The organism is Candidatus Tisiphia endosymbiont of Piscicola geometra, from assembly GCF_964026415.1.
GTDB lineage: Bacteria > Pseudomonadota > Alphaproteobacteria > Rickettsiales > Rickettsiaceae > Tisiphia.
In genome coordinates, this window is the sequence record NZ_OZ032144.1 from 1,429,193 (window position 1) to 1,452,528 (window position 23,336).

Annotated in this window: 18 protein-coding genes and 1 pseudogene; 9 read left to right on the forward strand and 10 right to left on the reverse strand. The window is 33.5% G+C overall.

Annotation, left to right across the window (positions count from 1 at the left end):
- The 4 genes from AAGD26_RS06840 to AAGD26_RS06855 all read right to left on the reverse strand — a co-directional run bounded on the left by AAGD26_RS06840 (nucleotide 1) and on the right by AAGD26_RS06855 (nucleotide 4,230).
- Nucleotides 1-333: a ferredoxin family 2Fe-2S iron-sulfur cluster binding protein gene (locus AAGD26_RS06840; protein ID WP_341751628.1), complete on the reverse strand. Its 333-nt coding sequence runs from the start codon at nucleotides 331-333 to the stop codon at nucleotides 1-3.
- Nucleotides 333-2,153, reverse strand: a complete 1,821-nt coding sequence (gene hscA, locus AAGD26_RS06845) for a Fe-S protein assembly chaperone HscA (protein WP_341751629.1) — start codon at nucleotides 2,151-2,153, stop codon at nucleotides 333-335. The genes AAGD26_RS06840 and hscA overlap by 1 nt, the downstream gene beginning before the upstream one ends.
- Nucleotides 2,144-2,644: a Fe-S protein assembly co-chaperone HscB gene (gene hscB, locus AAGD26_RS06850; RefSeq protein ID WP_341751630.1), complete on the reverse strand. Its 501-nt coding sequence runs from the start codon at nucleotides 2,642-2,644 to the stop codon at nucleotides 2,144-2,146. Before hscB ends, hscA begins: the two co-directional genes overlap by 10 nt.
- A gap of 344 nt (nucleotides 2,645-2,988) precedes the next feature.
- Nucleotides 2,989-4,230 (reverse strand): MFS transporter, encoded by a 1,242-nt coding sequence (locus AAGD26_RS06855; protein WP_341752342.1) that lies wholly within the window; start codon nucleotides 4,228-4,230, stop codon nucleotides 2,989-2,991.
- 443 nt (nucleotides 4,231-4,673) lie between these two features.
- Here AAGD26_RS06855 and rpmI point away from each other — a divergent pair, with 443 nt between their 5' ends.
- From rpmI to AAGD26_RS06875, 4 genes are all read left to right on the forward strand, one after another.
- Nucleotides 4,674-4,877 carry a 50S ribosomal protein L35 gene (gene rpmI / locus AAGD26_RS06860; protein ID WP_341747956.1) on the forward strand — a complete coding sequence of 68 codons (204 nt, stop codon included), beginning with the start codon at nucleotides 4,674-4,676 and terminating at the stop codon, nucleotides 4,875-4,877.
- A gap of 27 nt (nucleotides 4,878-4,904) precedes the next feature.
- Nucleotides 4,905-5,261, forward strand: coding sequence for a 50S ribosomal protein L20 (gene rplT, locus AAGD26_RS06865; protein WP_341747957.1), 357 nt, complete (start codon nucleotides 4,905-4,907; stop codon nucleotides 5,259-5,261).
- Nucleotides 5,262-5,530: 269 nt separating this feature from the next.
- Nucleotides 5,531-5,713, forward strand: coding sequence for a hypothetical protein (locus AAGD26_RS06870; protein ID WP_341751631.1), 183 nt, complete (start codon nucleotides 5,531-5,533; stop codon nucleotides 5,711-5,713).
- 24 nt (nucleotides 5,714-5,737) lie between these two features.
- The gene (locus AAGD26_RS06875) at nucleotides 5,738-5,920 is read left to right on the forward strand and encodes a hypothetical protein (RefSeq protein WP_341751632.1); all 183 of its coding nucleotides are present in this window, start codon (nucleotides 5,738-5,740) and stop codon (nucleotides 5,918-5,920) included.
- Between the two features lie 88 nt (nucleotides 5,921-6,008).
- Here the strand turns inward: AAGD26_RS06875 and fabF are convergent, their stop codons facing one another.
- The 4 genes from fabF to AAGD26_RS06895 form a co-directional block, all read right to left on the reverse strand.
- Nucleotides 6,009-7,268 carry a beta-ketoacyl-ACP synthase II gene (gene fabF, locus AAGD26_RS06880; RefSeq protein ID WP_341751633.1) on the reverse strand — a complete coding sequence of 420 codons (1,260 nt, stop codon included), beginning with the start codon at nucleotides 7,266-7,268 and terminating at the stop codon, nucleotides 6,009-6,011.
- 9 nt (nucleotides 7,269-7,277) lie between these two features.
- Nucleotides 7,278-7,535: an acyl carrier protein gene (acpP, locus tag AAGD26_RS06885; RefSeq protein ID WP_341747960.1), complete on the reverse strand. Its 258-nt coding sequence runs from the start codon at nucleotides 7,533-7,535 to the stop codon at nucleotides 7,278-7,280.
- A gap of 211 nt (nucleotides 7,536-7,746) precedes the next feature.
- Complete coding sequence (locus AAGD26_RS06890) at nucleotides 7,747-8,649, reverse strand: TerC/Alx family metal homeostasis membrane protein (protein WP_341751634.1); 903 nt, start codon at nucleotides 8,647-8,649, stop codon at nucleotides 7,747-7,749.
- 62 nt (nucleotides 8,650-8,711) lie between these two features.
- Nucleotides 8,712-9,284 carry a YqgE/AlgH family protein gene (locus AAGD26_RS06895; protein ID WP_341751635.1) on the reverse strand — a complete coding sequence of 191 codons (573 nt, stop codon included), beginning with the start codon at nucleotides 9,282-9,284 and terminating at the stop codon, nucleotides 8,712-8,714.
- Nucleotides 9,285-9,465: 181 nt separating this feature from the next.
- Between AAGD26_RS06895 and AAGD26_RS06900 the strand changes: the two genes are divergently transcribed.
- The 4 genes from AAGD26_RS06900 to AAGD26_RS06915 all read left to right on the forward strand — a co-directional run bounded on the left by AAGD26_RS06900 (nucleotide 9,466) and on the right by AAGD26_RS06915 (nucleotide 17,687).
- Nucleotides 9,466-10,158 (forward strand): CvpA family protein, encoded by a 693-nt coding sequence (locus tag AAGD26_RS06900; RefSeq protein WP_341751636.1) that lies wholly within the window; start codon nucleotides 9,466-9,468, stop codon nucleotides 10,156-10,158.
- Nucleotides 10,151-10,273, forward strand: a complete 123-nt coding sequence (locus tag AAGD26_RS06905; RefSeq protein WP_341751637.1) for a hypothetical protein — start codon at nucleotides 10,151-10,153, stop codon at nucleotides 10,271-10,273. The genes AAGD26_RS06900 and AAGD26_RS06905 overlap by 8 nt, the downstream gene beginning before the upstream one ends.
- 248 nt (nucleotides 10,274-10,521) lie before the next feature.
- Nucleotides 10,522-12,384 carry a hypothetical protein gene (locus AAGD26_RS06910; protein ID WP_341751638.1) on the forward strand — a complete coding sequence of 621 codons (1,863 nt, stop codon included), beginning with the start codon at nucleotides 10,522-10,524 and terminating at the stop codon, nucleotides 12,382-12,384.
- Nucleotides 12,385-12,932: 548 nt separating this feature from the next.
- The gene (locus AAGD26_RS06915; protein WP_341751639.1) at nucleotides 12,933-17,687 is read left to right on the forward strand and encodes an autotransporter outer membrane beta-barrel domain-containing protein; all 4,755 of its coding nucleotides are present in this window, start codon (nucleotides 12,933-12,935) and stop codon (nucleotides 17,685-17,687) included.
- Nucleotides 17,688-18,560: 873 nt separating this feature from the next.
- On the opposite strand, the gene pheT is transcribed toward AAGD26_RS06915, so the two are convergent.
- Together pheT and pheS are read right to left on the reverse strand one after the other, a co-directional pair.
- Nucleotides 18,561-20,942, reverse strand: a complete 2,382-nt coding sequence (gene pheT, locus AAGD26_RS06920) for a phenylalanine--tRNA ligase subunit beta (protein WP_341751640.1) — start codon at nucleotides 20,940-20,942, stop codon at nucleotides 18,561-18,563.
- On the reverse strand, nucleotides 20,939-21,988 hold the full coding sequence (gene pheS / locus AAGD26_RS06925; RefSeq protein ID WP_341751641.1) for a phenylalanine--tRNA ligase subunit alpha: 1,050 nt from the start codon (nucleotides 21,986-21,988) through the stop codon (nucleotides 20,939-20,941). Before pheS ends, pheT begins: the two co-directional genes overlap by 4 nt.
- A 233-nt stretch (nucleotides 21,989-22,221) precedes the next feature.
- Between pheS and AAGD26_RS06930 the strand changes: the two are divergent.
- A pseudogene (locus AAGD26_RS06930) lies at nucleotides 22,222-23,311 on the forward strand (LptF/LptG family permease).
- The last annotated feature ends 25 nt before the right edge of the window (nucleotides 23,312-23,336 follow it).

The following is a 23,336-nucleotide window of genomic DNA, read 5'->3' on the forward strand; positions in this document are numbered from 1 at the left end:
TTATAAGTTAATATTACGGGTAGCAGATGGCAAGCGAACCCTTATACCGTCAAGTTCTTCACTAACAATAATCTGACAACCAAGTCTTGAAGTATGGGTAAGACCAAACGCTAAGTCAAGCATATCTTCTTCTGCCTCAGAAGGATTTTTTAATTTGTGATAAAATTCCTCATCTACAATAACATGGCAAGTGGCACATGCTAGTGAACCTTCACATGCACCTTCAAGATCAATGTCATTTTGATGAGCAATTTCCAAAATAGACAATCCGAGAGGGGCATCCACTATTTTTTCCGTACCATCTTTATCTATAATAAAAATTACTTTAGGCATTAATTATCATTACCTCTTATTTTATCAATATGCTTACCTTTCAGTAAGCTCAGAGTAGAATTATTTAATCTTTCAGAAAGAAAATGCTCTGTTATATTCTCAAAATTCTTGCTACATTCTATAATGTAATCACGATCATTTGAGTTTATTGCTTCTTCTAAAGTTTTAATTGCCATATCAATTTTTTCCATTTCATTCTTTGCAAGAAGATTTGGCATCTCCCTAATAGCATTTTCTATATTATAAATCAAAGATTTTGTATCAATAATTGTTTCCTGCAACAATTTCTTATTATGATCACTAGCCGCATTTTGATAAGCATTTTCTAAAATCTCGGTAATTTCACTTTCATTTAAACCATAACTTGGTTTTATTTCAATGTTATGTGATATATTACTATTTTTTTCTAGAGCTGATACTGACAAGATGCCATCTGCATCAATAGAAAATGTTACTTCTATCCTCACTCCACCTGCTTTCATTAGTGGCAATTTTAGTTCAAATCTTGCGAGTGACCGACAATCTTCTACCATTTCTCTTTCTCCCTGTACCACATGCAACTTCATAGAGGTTTGGTTATCTACATAATTGGTAAACTCCTTAGTAACCGATATCGGTATAGGACTATTACGCAGAATAATTTTTTCAGTAATTCCACCATTTAGTTCGATACCAAGTGACAAAGGAACTACATCAATTAATAAGGAATTAACATTTGCTGAAGTTAGATTCTCTGCCTGCAGGGCTGCTCCCCATACTACCGCCTTATCTGGGTTAATATCCGAGAAAATAACAGTATTAAACGTTTTTGCTAAACTTCTACTAATTAACGGTATGCGAGTTGAACCACCAACAAGGATGATACCTGAAATATTAGGATTCCCTGCATGCTCTAGCGTATCTTTAGTAATAGCTATTGTACGTTCTACTAATGGTGATATTAATCGTTCAAAATCCTCTATATTTAATTCTAATATCTTCTCTTCATATATAATACTACATTTATTTTGTACACTAAGTGTTTCTTTAGTTTTTTTTGCTAATTTTATTAATTCATTAGATTCTACTAACTTATATTTATTACAAAAATACTTCATCACTAAGTGATCAATATCATCACCACCTAAAATATTATCTCCGCCAGTGGCAATAACCTGAAGCACACCGGTTTGCATATTGAGAATTGATACATCAAAAGTCCCGCCTCCTAGGTCATACACTAAATAATATCCACTACTTTCTTTATTTAAACCATATGCATAAGCTGCTGCTGTTGGCTCTGCAATTAACCTTAGTACTTCAAAGCCAGCAATTTTTGCTGCCAGCATTACTTCTCCTCTAGCAGCATCGTTAAAATGTGCTGGCACGGTTATTACAGCTTTTTTGACTTCCGAATTCAATTTTTGAGTAGCCTGTTTCTTTAAGTGCAAAAAGATTTGTCCGGCAATTTCTGGAATCGTCAGTAATTTTCCAGCAAACCTTATTCGTAAAATTTCGCTATCTAAATCAATATAATCTTTCACTAAACTAAAAAACACAGGGTTGTTGCGTATATCAGATAATTTTTTACCGAAAAGTCTTTTAATAGAACGAAAATTATCAATTATATTATCATTGCCAACAATAAAGTCTTTGCCATGGAATGCTATAATTGATGGTATAAGTTCTTGGCCATGATCATCTATGATAATTTGTATTATTTGTTTATTTGATAAAGCAATCAATGAGTTAGTTGTACCAAAATCAATACCAACTGCTATATCCTTATCATGTTCATGCTGGTTAGAAGAGCCAGCTTCGCTAATTTCTATTATTTGCATGACTTGATTTTTAGTTGAATATTATTAATTAAATTTTTAAGGTATTTAAATTTTATGGTAATATCAAGAGCGTTTTGCATATTTTGATCTTGAAATGCAGTAGTTAGAGATTCAATAAGTTTTTCTTTTTCAAGGATTTTGTTATTTAGCATATGCTCTAACTTAGTTAATTGTTGAGTAGTTTCAACAAGCTCTAATTCACTCCACACAATATTTAATTGTTCCTTTGAAATACCTTGCCTAACCGTTATTTCATCCAAGACTATATTGTTTAAAAGTAGAAGATACTCAGCTCGTGCTAAATCATCTTTAAGAATTGAATAAGCTTTATTTATATCAATAGAGAGAGCCAAATTTTCTTGCCTCGCATTGTTAGTTTTAACTCTATCTGGATGATATTTTGATTGCATAGCAAAATATTGACGATCCAATATATTTAAGTCAATATTATATTTTCTTTCTACACCTAATAACTCAAAATAACTGCTCATAATCACTTCTAGTAGATCAATTATCAAACCATGCCCCTGTGATTATATACTAGAAACCTCAGTTTTGGATTAAAATTTTTAATTTTAATCTAGAACTGGCTAGAATATCAGAAAAATGCATTCTTGAAGCGGCTGGCACGAATGCATTTTAAACCTTTCTAAAGCTAAAAACATGATTTTAAAAGATTAAAATCATGTTTTTAGCAAAATATTAATTTAACAATCAGATGCAGAGGCGTCTCAAATCTGATTGTTTCGATAATTCCACCGAATTTGGGATAAGAATTGACAAATTCTTATCCCGAATTCGCGTATATAGATAGCATAGTAAAGTATCAAATCTATTAAATCTTACGTATCCTTAAAAAGGCTGGTACAAATAACATGCTAAATAACGTAGTCAATAAAAAAAGTTGAGACCAGTCCATATAATTTGCACAAATGCCAGATAAAAAGGATAAAATAATCCGTACGAAGGAGGCAAAAGAAGATATAATTGAGTATTGTGTGGCTATCAATTCGCTACTACATAAACTAGAAAAATAAATAAGAATCGCTGTATTACCAAGCCCGCAACAAAAATTCTGTACAGTAATTGTTATAGTAAATATAAGCATATCATGGCCTACCATAGATAAAAACACAAACATTAAGGGTGACAGTAATTGTAGACTACCACATATTAGGATGCTTCGGGATATTCCTATTTTTGCAGTTAAAATACCGCTAATGACTCCTCCAGAGATCATTAGCATGAATCCATATGCTTTTGAAATAGAAGCAATTTCTTGAGAGGTAAAAGACAAGTCAATAAATACTGGCGAACTCATTGCCATAGGAATTGAGTCGCTTGCTTTATATAGAAAGACAAACAGTATAATGAACATCCAGTTTGGATGATTTCGTTTTAACAATAGTAAGCTATCACCAATAACTTGAAAATATTGTGCAGGTGAAATTAAATCAGTAGAGATGTGTTGAGTTTTTTTTGTAACAGGTTCTTGCATATATAAGGTTATTATAGGTGCAGCCATTGTTATAAGAAAGATATATAGATATACAAAGTACCAATTAAATAGGCAAGATAAATATAATGCCCCTGTACTATTAATAAGTATTCCTATGCGAAAACCAGTTGAGCTAAAAGTTGTAGCAATTGAGAGATCTTCTTTTTTTATAGTCCGTTCTATACGGTATGCATCTAAAACAACATCTTGAGTTGCTGCACAACAGGAAATAATAAAAATTAAAATTGCGGTAATAATTATGTTAACAGGGGGGTCTATAATTAAAAACCCGCTAGTAGTGACTAATAAACATGCTTGGGTAACTAATGTCCATCCACGGCGTTGACCAAATTTTTGACATATAACAGGTATAGAATATTTATCAATAAATGGTGCCCATATTGGTTTTAAGCAATATGGAATAGATGTTAGAAACATTGCACCAATAATATCAGTTGAATATCCCGCCTGTGATAATTGGTAATGAATAGTAAATGATACTAAAGAAAAATTTACCCCTGCAACTATTCCAAGCAAGAAGAAACAAATAAAATAAGAGCGTGTATGATTAGTTAGCATATTCAGGAGTGATATCCATCTTTTCAAACAATTATCTAGACATTACACTCCAATTCGGGATAATAATTAGTTAATTCTTATCCTGAATTGGCTTTAATATAAGGAAAAATGCATTCTTAAAGTGGCTAACGCGAATGCATTTTAAACCTTTCTAAAGCTAAAAACATGATTTTAAAAGATTAAAATCATGTTTTTAGCAAAATATTTATTTAGTAATACAGCTTTTTTAATAATTTCATATAGTTAATATGCTAACCTCATGTATGAACCTCCTGTAAAATGTAAGAAAAAAATAACATATATAAACGATCCTAGCCAAAATATTTACAAAATTGACTTGCAATAATACTTAAAAACATTATACTTACGTCTATTAGCAACGTGGCTTTGGTATGCCTAGTTTTTGCTAGACTGATCTTAAAATACCAAATAAAGGAATTATAATGCCTAAATTAAAAACAAAATCAGCGGTAAAAAAGCGCTTTAAGCTTACTGCTACTGGCAAAGTCTGTGCCACTCAAGCTGGAAAAAAGCACTTCATGCGACGTCGTACAAAATCTCAGCTTCGTAACCTTAGAGGAACAACAATTCTCTGTGATCAAGATGCAAAGAACTTGAAAAAATTCTTTCTTCCATATGGAATTTAATAATTTAAATAAGGAAATAGGTGAGATATGTCACGAGTAAAATCAGGAAAAGTTTCAAAAAATCGTCATAAAAAAATTCTCAAACTTGCTAAAGGTTATAGGGGGAGATCGAATAATTGCTTTAGGGTAGCAATTGAAAAAGTTGAAAAAGCTCTACAATATGCTTATAGAGATCGTAGAAATCGTAAGCGTGATTTTAGAGGGCTTTGGATACAAAGAATTAATGCAGCAGTACGTGAGCATGATTTAGTATATTCGCAGTTTATGGGTGGACTGAAAAAAGCTGCCATAGATATTGATCGCAAGGTGCTAGCTGAATTGGCAGTCAACAACCCACAAGGTTTTGCAGATATAGTAGTGCAGGTAAAGACTCATCTGCAATAGACTTATTATTAAACCTCTTGGATCATTCTACTTTTGCTGGTAATTTGGGCGTTGGGATTAGACTCAAATTCTCACGTACATTCGAGTACGCTGCGGTTCGAGGTGGAGCGTCTCCTTCACACCCTTGTGCATAAGCGAGTTTCGAAAGAAGTCTACTGAATGGAGTGTTATATTTTAACAATCAGGTGGGCAGCTGCTTCAAACCTGATTGTTTCTATATATAATACTGAATTCGCAGGTTATTTTAATTAATTTCAACCACTATTTGGTTGCCATCTAGAACCGATTTAACTGTAACCGCTATACTGCATGATACCATTGAGGATACTAAACTGACCAAAAGCAAGATTGCCTATATCTTTAGTGATCTAATTGCTGATCAGATAGAAAAACTAACTAGGGGTAAGTGCGACAGAAAGATTAGCTCGGCAGAAATCATGGAATTATTATAGCAGCACAAGATATATGATATCATAATGGTTAAAATATTTGACAGAATTCACAATTTAGAAACTGTTAGTATAAAATCTCTAGAAAAGATTAAGAAGATAATAGAAGAAACTTTTAAAAATTTTATAAGTATTAGCATGTGTTGTGGAACAAAACAACTAGAAAATATATTAACATACTTTATGTTACAAACATTTACCAATTACTGAATCCCCCTTAGAGCTTACAACAATTATCCAACATAAATACCAGCTTCCTACTGCAACTTTTGAAAATGATACAAACCAAAAGTAAATTCTATACTTTCTTAATAATTAAGCTTGCATTAGTTCCTCCAAATCCGAATGAATTAGAAAGTACATAACTAATTTTTGTATTTCTAGCTTCTAAAGCAACTAAATCTATTTTTGCTTCTGCTATCGGTTTATGCAAATTTAGAGTTGGTGGAGCAACTTGGTCTCGCATAGCAAGAATTGAATATATTAATTCTACGCTACCAGCTGCTCCAAGCAAATGACCAATAGATGATTTGGTTGACGACATAAGAACATTCGGGTTAGCATCCAAAAATAATTTTTGAACAGCCGTTAACTCTATAGCATCACCAACTGGGGTAGAAGTGCCGTGGGCATTGATATAATCAATAAGACTTGCATCAATTTTTGCATCTTTAAGAGCATAAAACATAGCTCTATAAGCACCTCTTCCATCGGGATGAGGTGAGGTCATATGATAAGCATCGCCAGTAGAACCATATCCAATAATTTCAGCATAAATCTTAGCGTTTCTAGCACAAGCATGCTCATATTCTTCAAGTACTACAACACCTGCCCCTTCTCCCATTACAAATCCATCACGATCTTGATCCCATGGTCTTGATGCAAGTTCAGGCGTAGAATTATATTTAGTAGATAATGCTCTTGCAGCAACGAATCCAGCCACCCCGACCGGAGTAACCGGTGCTTCGGCCCCACCAGCAACCATAACATCTACATTGCCATATTGAATCATACGCATAGCATCCCCTATAGCATGAGAGCCAGTGGAACAAGCTGTAACGACAGCTTGGTTTGGTCCGGTGAATCCGTATTTAATGGAAACATGACCTGCAAAGAGATTAATTAATGAGGAGGGGATAAAAAATGGACTAACTTTGCCATTATTTTCTTTATGAAACTTTACGGATGTTTCTTCGATCATCCCAAGTCCACCTATTCCTGAACCAAGTATTAAGCCGGTTCTATCTCCCGATAATTCATCTTTTACTTTCCACCCGCTATCCTCGATTGCCTCAGTAGCTGCTCCTATACCATATTGGATAAATAAATCCATCTTATGGACATTGCGAGGGTCAATAAATTTTTCCGGGTTAAAACCATTATCTGTTGAGTGATCCACTGTACCCGCTATTTTACAGGCAAGGTTAGAAGTGTCAAATTTTGTGATTGACTTGATGCCACTGCGGCTCTTTATAATACCTTCCCAAGAGGGCTTTACACCAACTCCTAGTGGTGTGATAAGCCCAATACCGGTTATAACAACTCTTCTAGTCGACATGATTATTTATTAATTAGTTATTTTTTTATTTATGTACTGTACAACATCAGAGACAGTTAAAATTTTACTGGCATCTTCATCTGGTATATCACATTTATACTTTGCTTCTATTGCCATCATTAATTCAACTGTATCTAAACTATCGGCTTTAAGATCCTCAACAAATCTAGACTCAAGGGTGATTGAATCTTTCTTTACTTTTAATGTATTAGCAACGATTTCAATAACATCTTGTTCGATGATATTCTGAGCAACACTTGCATCCATAATTAGAACCTCATAACTTAATTTAATTTTAGCAAAATATTCAAACTCTAGCCACTCATGATTGACTTGTATGGAATAAACATAATCTATACATAAGTAAGCTTTGAATAAGACGATACAATAATTCCAAACTTCTAGCATAAAAAAATATTTTATGCCAGTGTAAAATTTCTTTAGTTCTTAAATTAAAATATTACTAATGGTTTACAGTTTAGTATACACTCCTTTTCCTGATAATAGAAGCAATAATACCAAACAACAGAAGAGTAATAGTCATAGCCAATGCAGCGTAAGATGGAATCTCAATAAAATGTTCAGCGAATATTTTTATGCCAATAAATATTAATATTAATGCTAGCGAATATTTTATATAACTGAATTGCTCAACAATATTAGCTAAACATAAGAATAAGGCACGTAAACCTAATATGGCAAAAATATTAGAAGTATAAATTATGTAAGGATCCTTAGTGATAGCAAATATTGCTGGTATACTATCAATGGCAAAGACAATATCCATGATTTCTATAATTATTAATGATGCAAGAAGAGGCGTAATACTTAACCTATTATTAGTTTTAACAAAAAATTTATAACCGGAAATTTTAGGAGTAAGATTAAAGTATTTTTGTAGAATTCTATAAATATACGATTCCTCTACTTTAAAACTTTTTTTTGCTATATAAAAAGTTTTGATGCCTGTAACTATAAGAATAGCTGCAAAAATATATAATAACCAAGAGAATTTCGAGATAACAATGACACCTAGATATATAATTATGGCTCTAAAAACAATGACACCTAGAATTCCCAAGAATAATATCCGATGCTGATATATTAAAGGAATAGAGAAAAACTGAAAAACCATCAATATAATAAAAATATTATCCAATGACATAGCTTTCTCTATAAAAAAGCAAGTGTAGTATTCCCGGGCTTTTTCTCCTCCCATATCAAAAAAAATGAAAATACCGAAGAGGCATGCTATAATTAAATAAAAAAGGCTAAAATAAATAGTTTGGCGGAAGCTCATCACTTTATTTTCTTGGTTTGCAAAACCAAGATCGTAGATTAGTAAACCTGCAATCACTGTACAAAAAACAACCCAAGTCAAGATTCCCTCCATAAACTACTATAACAACTTGAAGAATTAATTCTCAAGTTTATGATCTGATGTTAAGCATTAGCCATTCGTGAAGTAAAGTGGGATTCTTTGATACCGAGATTGTGTAAAGCATTGTGCCACTTATTCTCTGGATGATCAGAAAAAATAAATTCTTTATCACATTTTGTTATTATCCACAAATTCTCCTTAATCTCTGTTTCAAGCTGCCCTGCCTTCCAAGCAGTGTATCCAATAATAAATAAACTATTTTTAGGACCATGACCAGAAGCAATATCATGAGGGATTTTAGGATTAGAGCTAACTGCTAAATGATTCTGAAACTTCAATAGTAGATTTTCATCATAATCATCAGAATGTAGGAAGAATCCGCGTTCATGCTCAACTGGTCCTCCTAGATATATAGGCATCATAATATTACTATCTACTTGATCATCAGATATTTTAAAAAACGATTTTACCTCTATATGATTCACCAAATTATTGAAAATTAAACCCATTGCTCCTTCTGCTGTATGAGACAGCATATAAATAAGTGATTTATTAAATATACCATCAAGCATGTAAGGAGTAGCGATCAGAACCTTACCAGATAAATTATCAAAAATCTTATCGTTTACACTCATAATGTTTATTGTATTTTAAAATTTATTAACATACTAGCTTTTAGATACATATAATGTTAAATTACTGCTATTCAATAGACCTCTTTTGAAACTTCATCTGAGAGGTTTAAAAAATTTTGAACATGATAGTAAATATAATCAACTTCTGTTCTAAACTTAAAGTAATTTTTTAAAAAGTCTAATGTTTACTTGGTTTGATATAATAATATTGGCAATTATTACTACTTCATCGATGCTCGGGGCATATGGAGGAATAATAAAGCTTACTATTAGCTTACTTGGCTTTATAGTCTCAATTCTTTTTGCCTATTACCTATCTCCATATACTATTTCCATTATTACTCGATATTTTAATAACCACATTGCATTGGTAGTTACCTCTGGGATTATTTCCTATATTATCTCTCTAATCATATGCTCTTTTGTAACCCGTAAATTTCTTTTGATGATCTCTGTTATAAGTGGTGGGGTCATTGACAGATCTCTAGGCTTAGTCGCCGGCATGCTTAGAGGTATGATTATTTGTTTAGGTATCTTCCTAGTCCTAACAATTTTCTTTTCTGACAGTTACTTACAAGCAGAAACCCTAAAAGACGTTATGCAAAATACCACTATTGATAAATATCCAAAATGGCTTAAGGAATCTGTGACTACATCGTATCTAGATAATTTAAGTAAAAATCTTATAAGAACTCTACCACAAGATAGTTTGGAGTTCATTAAATTACCTAAAAAATCAAAGATTATTGGTACTACAAATGTGTTAGAAAAATCACAATCTCAAGAATCTCCCAATAAAGTAAAACAACTCCCTGAAGATCTTATGCAAGAACTTGATGAAGTATTATCAAAAAAAGTAGAGAATCATGACTAGGCTATTAAATAACTATAATAAAAAGAGTTATATTATTGGTAGATATATTCAAGATATAGCTAATCATGAGTTTATTCAAGAGCAAAAATTTGTTGTCAAATATAAGGTAATTTAACCTAAGTTCGATGTAACAAATTATCAGTATTATCTCTGTTAGAGGTGACATCGGGGCTATTAAACCGATGTCTTACATCGAACTCAGATTACATGAATGCTATCTAGACTAAGTTATTTTACAAAAAAGTTCCTAAATATTAAAGACATTGTTATTATTTGCTTGACATTAGTTAACAGATATTATTCTAATAGTATCCTATAGTAAATAAATTTTTAATAATCTGTAATAAACTGGAGAGAAAAAATATGGGACGTATTAATAAGCATAGTAATGGAAATTGGGTTAATCAGCATCGGAAGAGTCAGGGGAAGTTTCTAGAAGAACAAGATATTGAAGCACTCTTATTTAGTAAAAATGGGAATAACATACAAGAAAAGAATACACCAAACATAGATGACTTACCTAATTATGCACTTAATCTTCTAGAGCAGAATAGTATAGACCCTATTAATATTATAGAGCCTATTAATGGAGCTATACCACATACTCCTATTGGAGCTTTATTGCCTATTCTTACCGCGCTTACCGCCCTTTCTAGCGTCTCTCCTACTACCGTTCCCTTTCAAAAAGCTATCTCGACAGGTACTCCAAATGGCTTATTGAGTGGAGTAACAAGTGCCATTGGGAAGATGCCTATTCTTTTTGATGCTACTCCTGCAACTAGCAAAAACCATGCCCAATCAAAAAAGCTGACAAAACATAGTGATGACTCATCTCTTAGTAGGGGAAAACGTGCAGTAGGTGATGGTCTTATACTACATAATACTGATGGTAATATTATACTAGGTAATAATGGTCAAAAGTTAACTTTCAGCCATCATCTAGACATAGACATACTCAAAGAACAACTCGAAAATAGTAATATTACTGAATTATGTCTATGGGAGGTTCCGACTGTTCGTCAAAAAGCACAAGAGATTGGAAAAATTCTTAGAGGTAGTAATGTTAAAGTATTAAGTATACTACATGGTAGTATAAAAGGAATAGACTTTGGAACAATGCTTACAGGTACTGAAGTTACTAGATTAAATCTAGCATATAATGGAATAGGCGATGAAAAAGCAATAGGTTTTATAGAATCACTTAAAAAAGGCAGCACTAAGGTTAAAGCACTAGATATATCATCTAACAATATGAGTGATGAAGGGGTAAATGATATTATACCAAAACTTGTAGGTACTCAGATTATTGAAATGGACGTAGACAGAGGTATAAAACGTAAGATATTAAAAAAACTCTTAAAGGTACTAAAAGAAAATAGACAAGTTAATAAAGAGTCCACCTCTACAATAAAGTCTAGTACTACTGAGAAAGAGTCTAGTACTGAGGAAGACCATACTACCAACAACAAGCGAGAGAAGCGTGATATTCATACTACTGATGAGACTCTTCCTAAGCAAGAGACTACTGTTCTTACTACGGATGTATCTAGTACTACTACGACAGAGTCTACTATTTCCTCCACTTCAACTACTGCTAAGAAAGAGACTACTGTTCCTACTACAGAGAAGTCTAGTACTAGTACGACAGAGTCTACTACTCCTACTACCGTGAGTACTAGTACGACAGAGTCTACTACTCCTACTACCGTGAGTACTAGTACGACAGAGTCTACTACTCCTACTACCGTGAGTACTAGTACGACAGAGTCTACTACTCCTACTACCGTGAGTACTAGTACGACAGAGCCTACTACTAACGTGAAGTCTAGTACTACTACGACAAAGTCTACTGCTTTCTCTGCTGGAAAAACTACTACTCCTAAGAAAAATCTTACTGAGAAACCAGAACCAATCGCTGCTGATGTAGTTGTTGATTCTATTACAGAAAAGCATACTCCTAAGGAATCAAATCCTAATAATCCTGCTAGTAGCACAATGTCAATAGGAGAAATCTCAGGTCTGATATCTTCTATTGTAACTATTATAGGTGTTGGTGGAGGTGTTGCTATATATGCTATCAAGAAGTTGTGTGGTGGAGTAAGCCGTTTGGGTCATAACGCATTAGCATTAGCTGACTTAGCAGAATCAGACGATCGTTTAGACAATAATGAAGAGACATCATCTTTAACAGGTGTTGTAATAGTTGACGATAACGCGGATATCTAAAACTAGGGTAATTTAACCTGAATTCGATGTAACTTGTTACATCGAATTCAGTATTATATGGTTTAAAGAAGGATTCATTTTAGCCTATGCCTTAAGATTGATAAATCACCGCAACAGTTTGTTTATGTTATCACAAATGCACAGCGGTTTGTTTGGTGCTTGGAAGAAAGTTTGGGAGTCAAGTAAGTCAAACTATCATGTATAACAAATTTCTATAGCTGTTTCAAATATAACACAGTTGATAGAAATTTATCAAAAAAATAGTCAAGTAGCTTGTAATTAATTATTTTTACATATATAGTAGCTGCGTGTTTAGATATTTCTAAAAAGGTTTTTAAGGTATTATGATTGCGTAGGATCATCCCTGTGCATTCCGATGGTTACCCTTGCGAAAGTATGGGTCTAGAAAAGTTTAATATAGTCTGCTAGGCTGTTTTTTTAGATTTCTCTACCTGCACGGGAATGACATCGAGCATAAATAACTTTTGAAACTAATTGCTCTAAGAAACTGTATTTAGAAAATGAATTAACTTAAATAGGAAAAAATTATGAATAATAAAAGTAAAAAAAGCAGTTTTTTGAAAAACTTGCTAGCGACTGCTTCTATTGCTTCAGTTATAGTCGGTGGAAGTAATACGGCATTTGCTGGTGCTCTTACTAGGATTACTAACGATGCTGATGCCCCTGTTAATGCTGTTGCTGTTGATAATAAGTGGCTTAGTGGTGGTGGTGCTGCTGCTGCCGGTCCGGTTAATGGTCAATCAATTCAATTTGGTGCTGATAATCATGTAGTTAATGTTAATCAGATTCGGAGGATTCAAGCAATTAATGTTAATAACAAGACTGATGCTGCTGTAACGATCAATGCAGATCTCACTGTTGGTTCTATCGTTGATACTGGTGCTAATAATAAGGCGGTAAGTTTTACATTCGGTGCTGGTCATACTCTTACCTTAACCGGTACATCAGCAGTTGTCGCTGATGGTCATGCTTTTGCTGCTGCTGCTAACACTTATACTGCTTTAGGTCAGGTCGATTTTGCAGTTGCTGGTGCTACCTTGAATATTAGTCCTACTGCTCATACTGACATCGTATTTACGAATTTTAAAGTTCTTAACGGTGTAAATGCAACATTGAATATTAACAATGCTGGTGCTAATACAAAATTTGTTCACTCGGAAGTTGCCACAGCCCACACAATTAACATCTCTGATGGTAGCACTGTTGAATTCGATTCTACTCGAACTGGTGGTGGTGCTGGTGTTATATTACAGTTGCAACAAAGAAATGGTAGTACAATCAACTTTGGTGATAATGGTAATGGTACATTGTTACTTACTTCTAGTGCTGCTGCTGGTGTTCCTGCTACTGACTTTAAAGTTATGCATGGATCTCTTGGTGGTAATAATAAAGATGGAGATGGTATAATTCATTTCAATACTACTGTGGTAGCTGGATCTCTTATTCCTAATGCTGCAGGTCGTGCCGTAGTTGGTATAAATAAGGAGAATAGAGCTAAAAAATTCATAGTTACTGCTACTAATGCTCGTGCTGCAACAATTGCAGGAGGAGTATATACTAAAGAGCTTGAATTACGCGGTGGGATTATCAATTTACAAGGTGAAGTTGATGTAGGAGTTCAGGGTAAGACAAACATGATAACAGCAAAGTCAGATGTAACTCTAAGCGAACATAGTAATCTTGGTACAACAGATTTCCATAATATACCTGATAGTACAATTACTGTGGCAGCTGGTAAAAAACTTGAAGGAAACTTTCATGCTGACGTAAACAATAGTGCAGCTCAAGTTGGAACGATAATTTTTACAGGTGATGGTGTATTAAAAGCTGATGTAATAAACAAATTAGTTGCAATTGAAAATACACAACCTGGTCTTCTAGAATTGTCAGGACAGCATACTGTCACTGAACTACGAGGAACTGTGGCTAATACACATTTTAAATTTGCTAAGGATTATAAACTGATCGGTAATATTAATCACACTGCTGCTAAGGTTCATGTTAATGCTGCTTCAAATTTAACGTTTGAGGGTGATGCTGAAATTACTGGTGACATTGGTGACATTTGTGCTGCTGGTGTTCCAACAATTGGTAATATTATCATCCCTAAGGATAGCACAGTAAAAGTTGGTGGTGCTACGATTAATGCTGCTAGTATCTTTGATAATGCTGATAGTGGAACATTGAAATTAACTAATAACGCAGGTGATGTAACCATTACATCTAAAATGATTGCTAATAATAGTGGTGGTACTATTGATGCAACTGAAATGAAAAAGGAGAGTACTTTAAATATTACTGGCATTATTGGTACGGATCCTGCTGGTAATGATTCTAAGGCTTTAAAGAAATTATTACTGAACGGACAAAAACCTGCCTTTAACTTGGTACCTGGCAATGAATGGGTTAATATTGCTGGAGTTGATTTTGGTGGTGGAACTTCAACAGTTAAGATGGAGGTTAATAATGCTAAATATGCCTTTGGAGCTTTGACAAATGCAGGGGAAGCTACATTTGCAATTAGTGAGAATGTTGACTTATATAATACAACAACCTCTAAGGACGAGGGAGTAAAGGAAATCAAGTTTACAGCAAACGATAAGACTCTTACTCTTCATAAAGGTAATGATATTACTGCTAATAGTATAACTGCTTCTGGTGGAAGTGATCTAGTTTTTGCTGGTGATGCTGCTCTAAAAGGCGACATAGGAACATCAACCAGGAAATTTAAAAGTCTCAAAGTAAATGCTGGTGTTAAGGCAATTACATCGGGTCAAGGCTTTTTCAGCGAAAATATAGAATTAGCAGATGACGGATCTACATTAGTTGTAGATGGTGATTATACTACTAAAGCAGTTGTTGGTAAGGGAACACTGAAATTTGTTAATGATGCTGGTGTTGGTACTGGTGTAAAATTCACTACTACAGCAGCTGCTAATGCTGGTGCTATTAACGGTATATCTACCTTAGAATTGCATGGTGGTAATGTTGAATTAGTGGCTGATAACGGTCTAAAATTTAGCAATATTAAGTTTGCAACTGCTGCAAGCTTAACTTTAGCTTCAAATATGAGACTTGATGGGATAAGTGTTGATAGTACTCTTGATAGTGCGAGTTCTAAAGGTGCTAGACCTACAGTTATATTATCAGCTATTGATCACACTATTAGTAAACCTAACCATATTGGTGATAAGGAACATTTGGTTAATCTACAATTTGCTGGAGATAATACCTTAAATGTTACTACTACAGACTTCTTTGCTGGTGTAACAACTACAACTGATAATCAAGGTACTGTTAACTTTAAGGCTGGTTCTGATAAGGTTTATGGTTTAGGTTCTAGCGGGCTCAACTTAAAAGCTGCAACTTTTGAAGTAAATACCGAAAACTTTGGTGATACTTATGTCAGTAATGCTATTATTAATGACAAATTGAAGTACACAGCTGGTGGAAAAGTAGCTGGTGGACTACAAGTTGGTAGTGTTGATGGTGGTTCTGTAGCTGAGTTTAAAGATAAGGTTGTTTTGACAGCTGCTATGACCAGTAAGGGAGCAGATAATAAGATTAACTTCACAGATAATGCTGCTATTATTAGTACTAAGCTTGGTACAGAGAATGATCGTTTTAAGGCTATAACATTTAATGGCAATAAAAAAGTAGGCTTGAAGAATGCTGCTATGTATGCAGAAGTAGTTAACTTCGGTACTGAAAATATCGTAATTACTGATAACAACATAATTAGTGGTACTTCACATGTTAATGCCAATATGAATTTGAACTCTGGTAAGTTAATATTCCAAGATAACAAAAATGACGTAAATTCTACATGGGGTCCTAAGACTTCTATTGCAACTACCTTAACTGCAGATGGAAAACTTGGTTCTATAGAAGTTAATACTCCTATAGAGGTGGCTGCTAGTGTACCAGTTAATCTTATAGTCGTGAAGGATGAAGCTCAATTAGCGGCGGATCAAGAGTACAAGTTGATTAGCAATGGTAAATATCTAATTCTAGGTAATGATGCACGATTTGGTCCTCTAACAGTAGCAAAATCAACAAATCAAGCATATGTAAAGTGGACTGTTTCTACTAAAGATGATAAAGATGTTTACTTGTTGCGTTCAAATGATGCTGCAACTATAGCTCCAGCTGATATGAAAGATGCTGGTGGTGATGATAAAGATCAGGAAAATGCTGCTTTGCTTGGTCGTGAGGCATTAGCTGCTATGACTGATATTGGTACGTTATCACAAGACCCAAAAGTACGTGGTGAAGCACTAAAAAGAATTGTAAACGCTGAGAATTCATTAGTGACTGATGCTGTCGAACATACTAATGCTGGGATTGCTAGTTTAGTGGGAGCAAGACTTGCTCAAGTTGATGAACAACAAAAACCTGTAGGTAGTGGTTCTGATGATGTAGCTGGTGAATCAATGGGTGCATGGGCTATGCCATACTATAATCAAGCTGTTCAGAAGGGTGAAGGTAGTGTTGTTGGCTATAAAACGAAATCTGCTGGTGGAATCCTTGGTTTCGATGCTTTAGCAAACGAAAATCTAATGATCGGTGCTGCTGTTAGTATTGTTAGAACTGATATGAAATACAAAGATTATAAAATTGGAGAGAAAACAAACATTAATACTGTGATGCTCTCTATTTATGGATCACAACAACTTGATAAAAATTTCTTTGTACAAGGTTTGGTTTCTCTTGGTTCAAATAAAATTAAGAATAGCGATCCTAGAAAAGTGCCTACTTCTCGTAATGCTAGTGGTCAGCAAATTGCTAAAGCTAGTTATGATTCTCTGTCTTACGGTGGTCAAGTATTATTTGGTTACAATGCTAAAATGTCTGACACAATGTCATTAATACCGATGGCTGGAATTCGTTATACAGGATCTAGCGATGAAGGTTATAAAGAAACTGGTACAGACAACGTAAATAAGGTCGTTGCTAAGAAGACTAACAATAAAGTTGAAGCTGTGCTTGGTACTAGATTTGCAGTTTCTGTAGATACTAGTGGTATTACAGTGATGCCTGAAGCCCATGCTTTTGTTTCTCAAAAGTTATTTGGTAATTTAGGGAAAGTTAGTGCTAAATTAGATGGTATGACTAGTTCGTTTGCTACTAGATCTGACAAAGAGGCAAAAACATTATTTAACCTTGGTTTAGGCGTTACTGCTAAAGCTGGTAATATGGAGTATGGAGCTGGTTACGATGCATATTTAGCTAGTAAATATGTTGGTCACCAAGGTACTTTAAAAGTTCGTGTAAACTTCTAAACTAATCTTTTAAGTTTACTTATCTATTACTTCAAACAAAAGGGTTTTCTTTTAAAAAAGAAAGCCCTTTTTGTTTAATAAGAGTGCTTACGAATTGATTCTTCCTGATAAGTTTGTCGTCAGAATTTGTTTTTTCTTCTTATATAATGGGCTAAAAAATTTAGACAAAAAAGCATGTAGTTTTGTTTCGTAATAAGATAGAATAAAAAATTATACTTAGGATAAACGAATGACAAAGAAACAAAGTAGAAATTTTAGTGCAGAAGCAAAAAACTAAGATATAGTCAATTTACCCCAATTCGGGATAAGAATTTGTCAATTCTTATCCCGAATTGGCTTTAATATAAGGAAAAATGCATTCTTAAAGCGGTTTTGCAAATGCATTTTAAACCTTTCTAAAGCTAAAAACATGATTTTAAAAGATTAAAATCATGTTTTTAGCAAAATATTAATTTAACAATCAGATGCAGAGCAGTCTCAAATCTGATTGTTTCGATAATTTCACCGAATTTGGGATAAGAATTGACAAATTCTTATCCCGAATTCGCGTAATTCAGGAGGATTGGGTAGCAGGATCGGTGGAGTGAGTATCACAACTGTTGGAAGTTAAAAAATCGTCTATTAGCGAAGTGCTGTTGTAAGGCTTAAACCGTCATTGCGAGGAGTCGCTGCAAGCGGCGACATGGCAATCTTGTGAAGAAGGTCTTGACTATCATGAAGATTGCCACGGTGCTTAACGGCGTTTAGACGATTTTTTTAGCTTCCAACAGTTGTGCCTTCATGGAACATCGAGAATGTTAAATCCATATCTCATATCGATGCTTAGGTTACTTTAGCATTCTTTGGATATATATTTAGTCTGAAAGTAGGAGTTTATTCTCTTAACTTACCTTGAAATTTCTCATGAACAATTGTAACAATTTCTTGACTTAATAAATTTAGGTCTGCTTCATTTAACGTCCGATCATCTGCTTGAAATTGCACCTTAATTGCCACTGATTTTTTACCGGAAGGTAGTTTATCTCCCGAATAAATATCAAATAGATCAACAGACTTTATCATTTTTTTATTAGAATTCTTGATATAAGCAATTATCTTGCTAACCGGCTGCTCTAGATCAACTACAAAAGCATAGTCTCTAAAGGTTGGCTGGAAGTCAGAAACAATAAACTCGTCTCTTTTAGCAAATTTTGCTTTAGCAAATGGTATATTGGCAATATCTATTTCAAAGGCAAATATCTGACAGTCAATATCAAAATGTTTTAATATAGAGGGATGAATTTGTCCAAAATAGGCTATAACATTTTTACCAAGTTTTATAAGGCTTGATTTTGTCGGATGGTAATAAGGTAAATCAATAGGAGCAAATTGACACTTATCAATCGGTAGACCTGCATAATTTAAAACATTTTCTAAGTCAGATTTAATATCAAAAACATCTACTGGGCGAGCTGCAGAATGACAATCTTTTTCATTATATTGTCCACATCTTACTGCAGAAACAAAAACTAACTCACCATCAGATTTACAAGAGTTAAAGATTGGGCCTATTTCCATCAAGGCAATTTCTCTAATTGATCTTGCTAAGTTTTTTTGAACTAATTTAAGTAAATTTGCAATGAGGCTAGGTCGCATATAATTATTATCAACATTAATAGGATTTAGCAAAAATAACTCCTCTTTTATTGGAGCAAATAATTTTGCTATTTCACTATCCATGAATGAATTTGTTACTACCTCATCATACCCATAACTGGCTAAAATTCTTTTAATATCAGAAATTCTTCGTTGCTCCTTAGGTATAATCCTTGTTAGCTGCATTTCTGGTAATTTAATCTGCTCTAATTTGTCATAGCCGTAAATACGAACAATTTCTTCAACAATATCTTCTTTAATTGTGATGTCATGTCGCCAAGATGGTATGGTAAGTTTGAGAGTATCGCCTATATCTACTATAATAAAGCCAAGATTTTTTAAAATGTTACAAATCTCTGTTTTGCTTAAGTTTAGACCGGTTATTTTAGCTAGGCAATTTATAGGGAAGTCCAAGGATTTTTGCACAAAAGCAAACCCTTCATTATACACTATATCAGAAATTTCACCTCCACAAATAGCTAAAATCATTTTACTTGCAATATTTAAGGCTTTTAAGGTAAATTTTTGATCAATATTACGTTCAAAACGATAACGCGAATCAGTATCAACCTGCAGACGCCTGCCGGTTTTAGTAATATATTTAGGAGAGAAATACGCCGCTTCTAGCAAAATATTTTGCGTTCCAAGTTCACAACTACTGTTATCTCCACCTATAATACCAGCAAGAGTAAGTACTTGCCTATCATCTTGAATTACCAAAGATTCTTCATCTAAATCATATTCTTTGCCATTTAAAGCTAGAAATTTAGTTTTTTCTTTAAGTAGTGTAATTTGCAGCTTATCTGATAATTTACTTCTATCATAGGCATGCATTGGTTGCCCGAAACTATACGATATATAGTTAGTGACGTCCACTAGGGCTGAAACCGGTTTTAGCCCAATATTTTGCAATAATTGCTTTAACCAATCAGGGCTTGTCTTGTTTTGTAAATTTCTTATTTCTCGAAAGCAGAATAATGGGCATGCTTCTTTATTCTCTACCTGCAAGGTTAATGTAGATTCAAATTCTCCAGCAATTGATGGCACTTCTAATTCTTTAAGCGTACCAATACCCTTGCTAGCTAGGTCTCTAGCTATACCATAGACGCCAAGAGCATCACCACGATTTGGGGTAACGTTAATATCAAAGATTGGATCACCATACCCATAATATTGTATAAGTGACTCTCCTATCTTAGCATCGGGCATCAGTTCTATTATACCATCAGAATTAGTGCCCACTAATAGTTCTTCTTCAGAACATAACATTCCGCAACTTTTTTCTCCGCGAATTACTGATTCTTTAATTTTAAATTTACCATTTGGAATTTCACAACCAATTTTTGCCAGTACTACTTTAATATTTTCCCTAGCATTACTTGCTCCACAAACTATTTGTAAAATTTCCTCATTAGTTTGGACTTGACATATCTTAAGTTTATCCGCCGATGGATGGGGTTTAGTAGATAATATGTGAGCTACTTCAAAATCTTTTAGCTCCGTCCTTCTATCTATTATTTCTTCCACTTCTAGACCAAGCATGGTCAAACAGTCAGCAATATCTGCAACAGTACTCTCAGTATCTAAGAATTCTTTTAACCATGATAAAGTAAATTTCATCTTGTTAATCCTCCAGCTAGAGTTGGCAAGTCAAAAGCAGAGAAGTTATAGTGTTTTAACCATCTTATATCTCCTTCAAAAAATTGCCTGAGATCCTTGATACCATATTTTAACATAGCAAAACGCTCAACACCTAGACCAAAGGCAAACCCTTGATAGAGATCACTATTTATATTAACATTTTTAAGAACATTTGGATGAACCATACCACAACCAAGCACCTCAAGCCATTTATTGCTACCCTGCATCTTAATATCCACTTCTGCCGATGGCTCGGTAAAAGGGAAGAAACTTGGTCTAAAACGCACTTCAATATTTGTTTGTTCAAAAAAATCTTTAATAAAATCCGTGATAAGGTATTTTAAATGTCCCATATTAATATTTTCATCGAGTACTAGACCTTCAATCTGATGGAACATTGCTGTATGTGTCATATCGGAATCAGACCTATAAGTTCTACCAGGAGCAATAAATCTAAAAGGTGGTTTACCATTTTGCATCGTCCTGATTTGTATGGGTGAAGTATGAGTACGTAACAATAGGTGGTGTTCTGCCTCTTTTGCCTTTAGATAGAAAGTATCGTGCATCTGCCTTGCTGGGTGATCTTCATAAAAATTTAGGGCAGTGAAATTATACCAATCGTTCTCAATAGTTGGACCATCCTTAATGGTTAGCCCAAATTTTGTAAATACTTGAATTAATTCTTCAGTAGCTTGGGTAATGGGGTGTATGCTCCCCTTCTTATACTGCCGAGCTGGAATTGTTAAATCTGTCTTTTCTTCAGCAAATCGTTTATTTAATTCAATTTCCTCCAAGGCTGCTTGTTTTGCTTCTAGCAAATTACTAATCTGTTCTTTAAGCAGATTAACTGCCTCGCCTAACTTTTTACGATCATTTTGCTCAAGACTACCAAGCTTTCTCATTTCTTGGTTAAGTAAGCTTTGTTTCCCAAGAAACTCCACCCTAATTTGTTGCAACTCTGATAGAGCTTGAGTTGATTCTATTCTGCTTTGTGCAGATTTTAATATTTGGTTTAGATGATTCATAACAAGTTAATAATAATATCGAGCCATAAATATTAGACTATATTTTATTATATCTCTAGATTAATTAGAAGCAAATGTCAATAACATGTTATTGACAATGACTTAGAAAAAAACTTGATTATCGAGTATTATTACTGATATAGTTATTATATTAGTAATAGTGTTTTATAATAGTTTTTATTTCACTTTTGGTTGTAAAATCATCCACTACGGTCACCAATTTTTATTTTAAAATGATTAATTTTAAAACTCTTTCAATTTACCTACTCAGGCTATATTGTAGCTATTTCATCGGTATATTGCTTCTGCTTATCGGGGTTTTAATTCTTTCAAATATCTTTGACCTTTTGCAAAAATTTAAAGCTGTATATATCCCAACACATTTTTTTTGGAAACTTGTATTATATAAAATACCTTATTTAGTTAATGAAGTAGCTTCTCTTCTTAGCTTCATTGCGATGTTATTTTTTCTAAAAAGACTAACTAAACATAACGAACTAATAACTATTTTATGCAATGGTATCCATATTTGGAGGGTTATTGCTGTTCCAGTTTTTGCAACGGTGATTTTTGGTATAATACTAATAACTATATGCAACCCTATTGGTACATTTGGTTTACAAAAATATGAATCTTTAGAAGCAAAATTGAGTAAAAAGACATCTAATAATTTGATAATATCAAAATTTGGTTTACTATTTTTTGAGAATTATCAAGGCAATAAAAGAATTATTCAGGCTGGGTCTATTGATGTAGTGAACAATAAGTTAAATAAGATTATTATATTATTTTTAGATGACAAAAATAATTTCTTAAAAAGAATTGATGGGGAATATGCTATTTTAGTTGATAATAATTTAAAACTAACTTCTGTAAAAATTTCGGATAACTATAATGTCAAACAATATGAGCGTTTTACCGTTCCAACAAATTTATCAATAAGTAACTTACTAAATAGTTTTATAAATCCTGAGATGATTGCTATTTGGGATTTACCAGATACAATTAAACATTTAGTAGAATTTGGTTTACCAATAACTAACTATCAAATTTATTTCTATAAACAATTATTTAAGCCTATAATTATGGCTACCACAGTGATTTTAGCAGCCTGCTTTTTTAGTCTCAAGCAACGTGATAATTCTCAAGAAAAAATCTTAGTAATTGGCTTATTTCTAGGTTTTATTATTTATTTCCTATTAGAGATTTTGTTTAAAATACTCGCATATAATGCCCCCCCCCCCTTTCTTAGCTATTTTATTGCCAAATATATGTATATTATTTTTCAGTAATTTTGTTATTATGCATTCTCAAGAAACCTGATGCGTTAAAATGATTTGATTTTGGA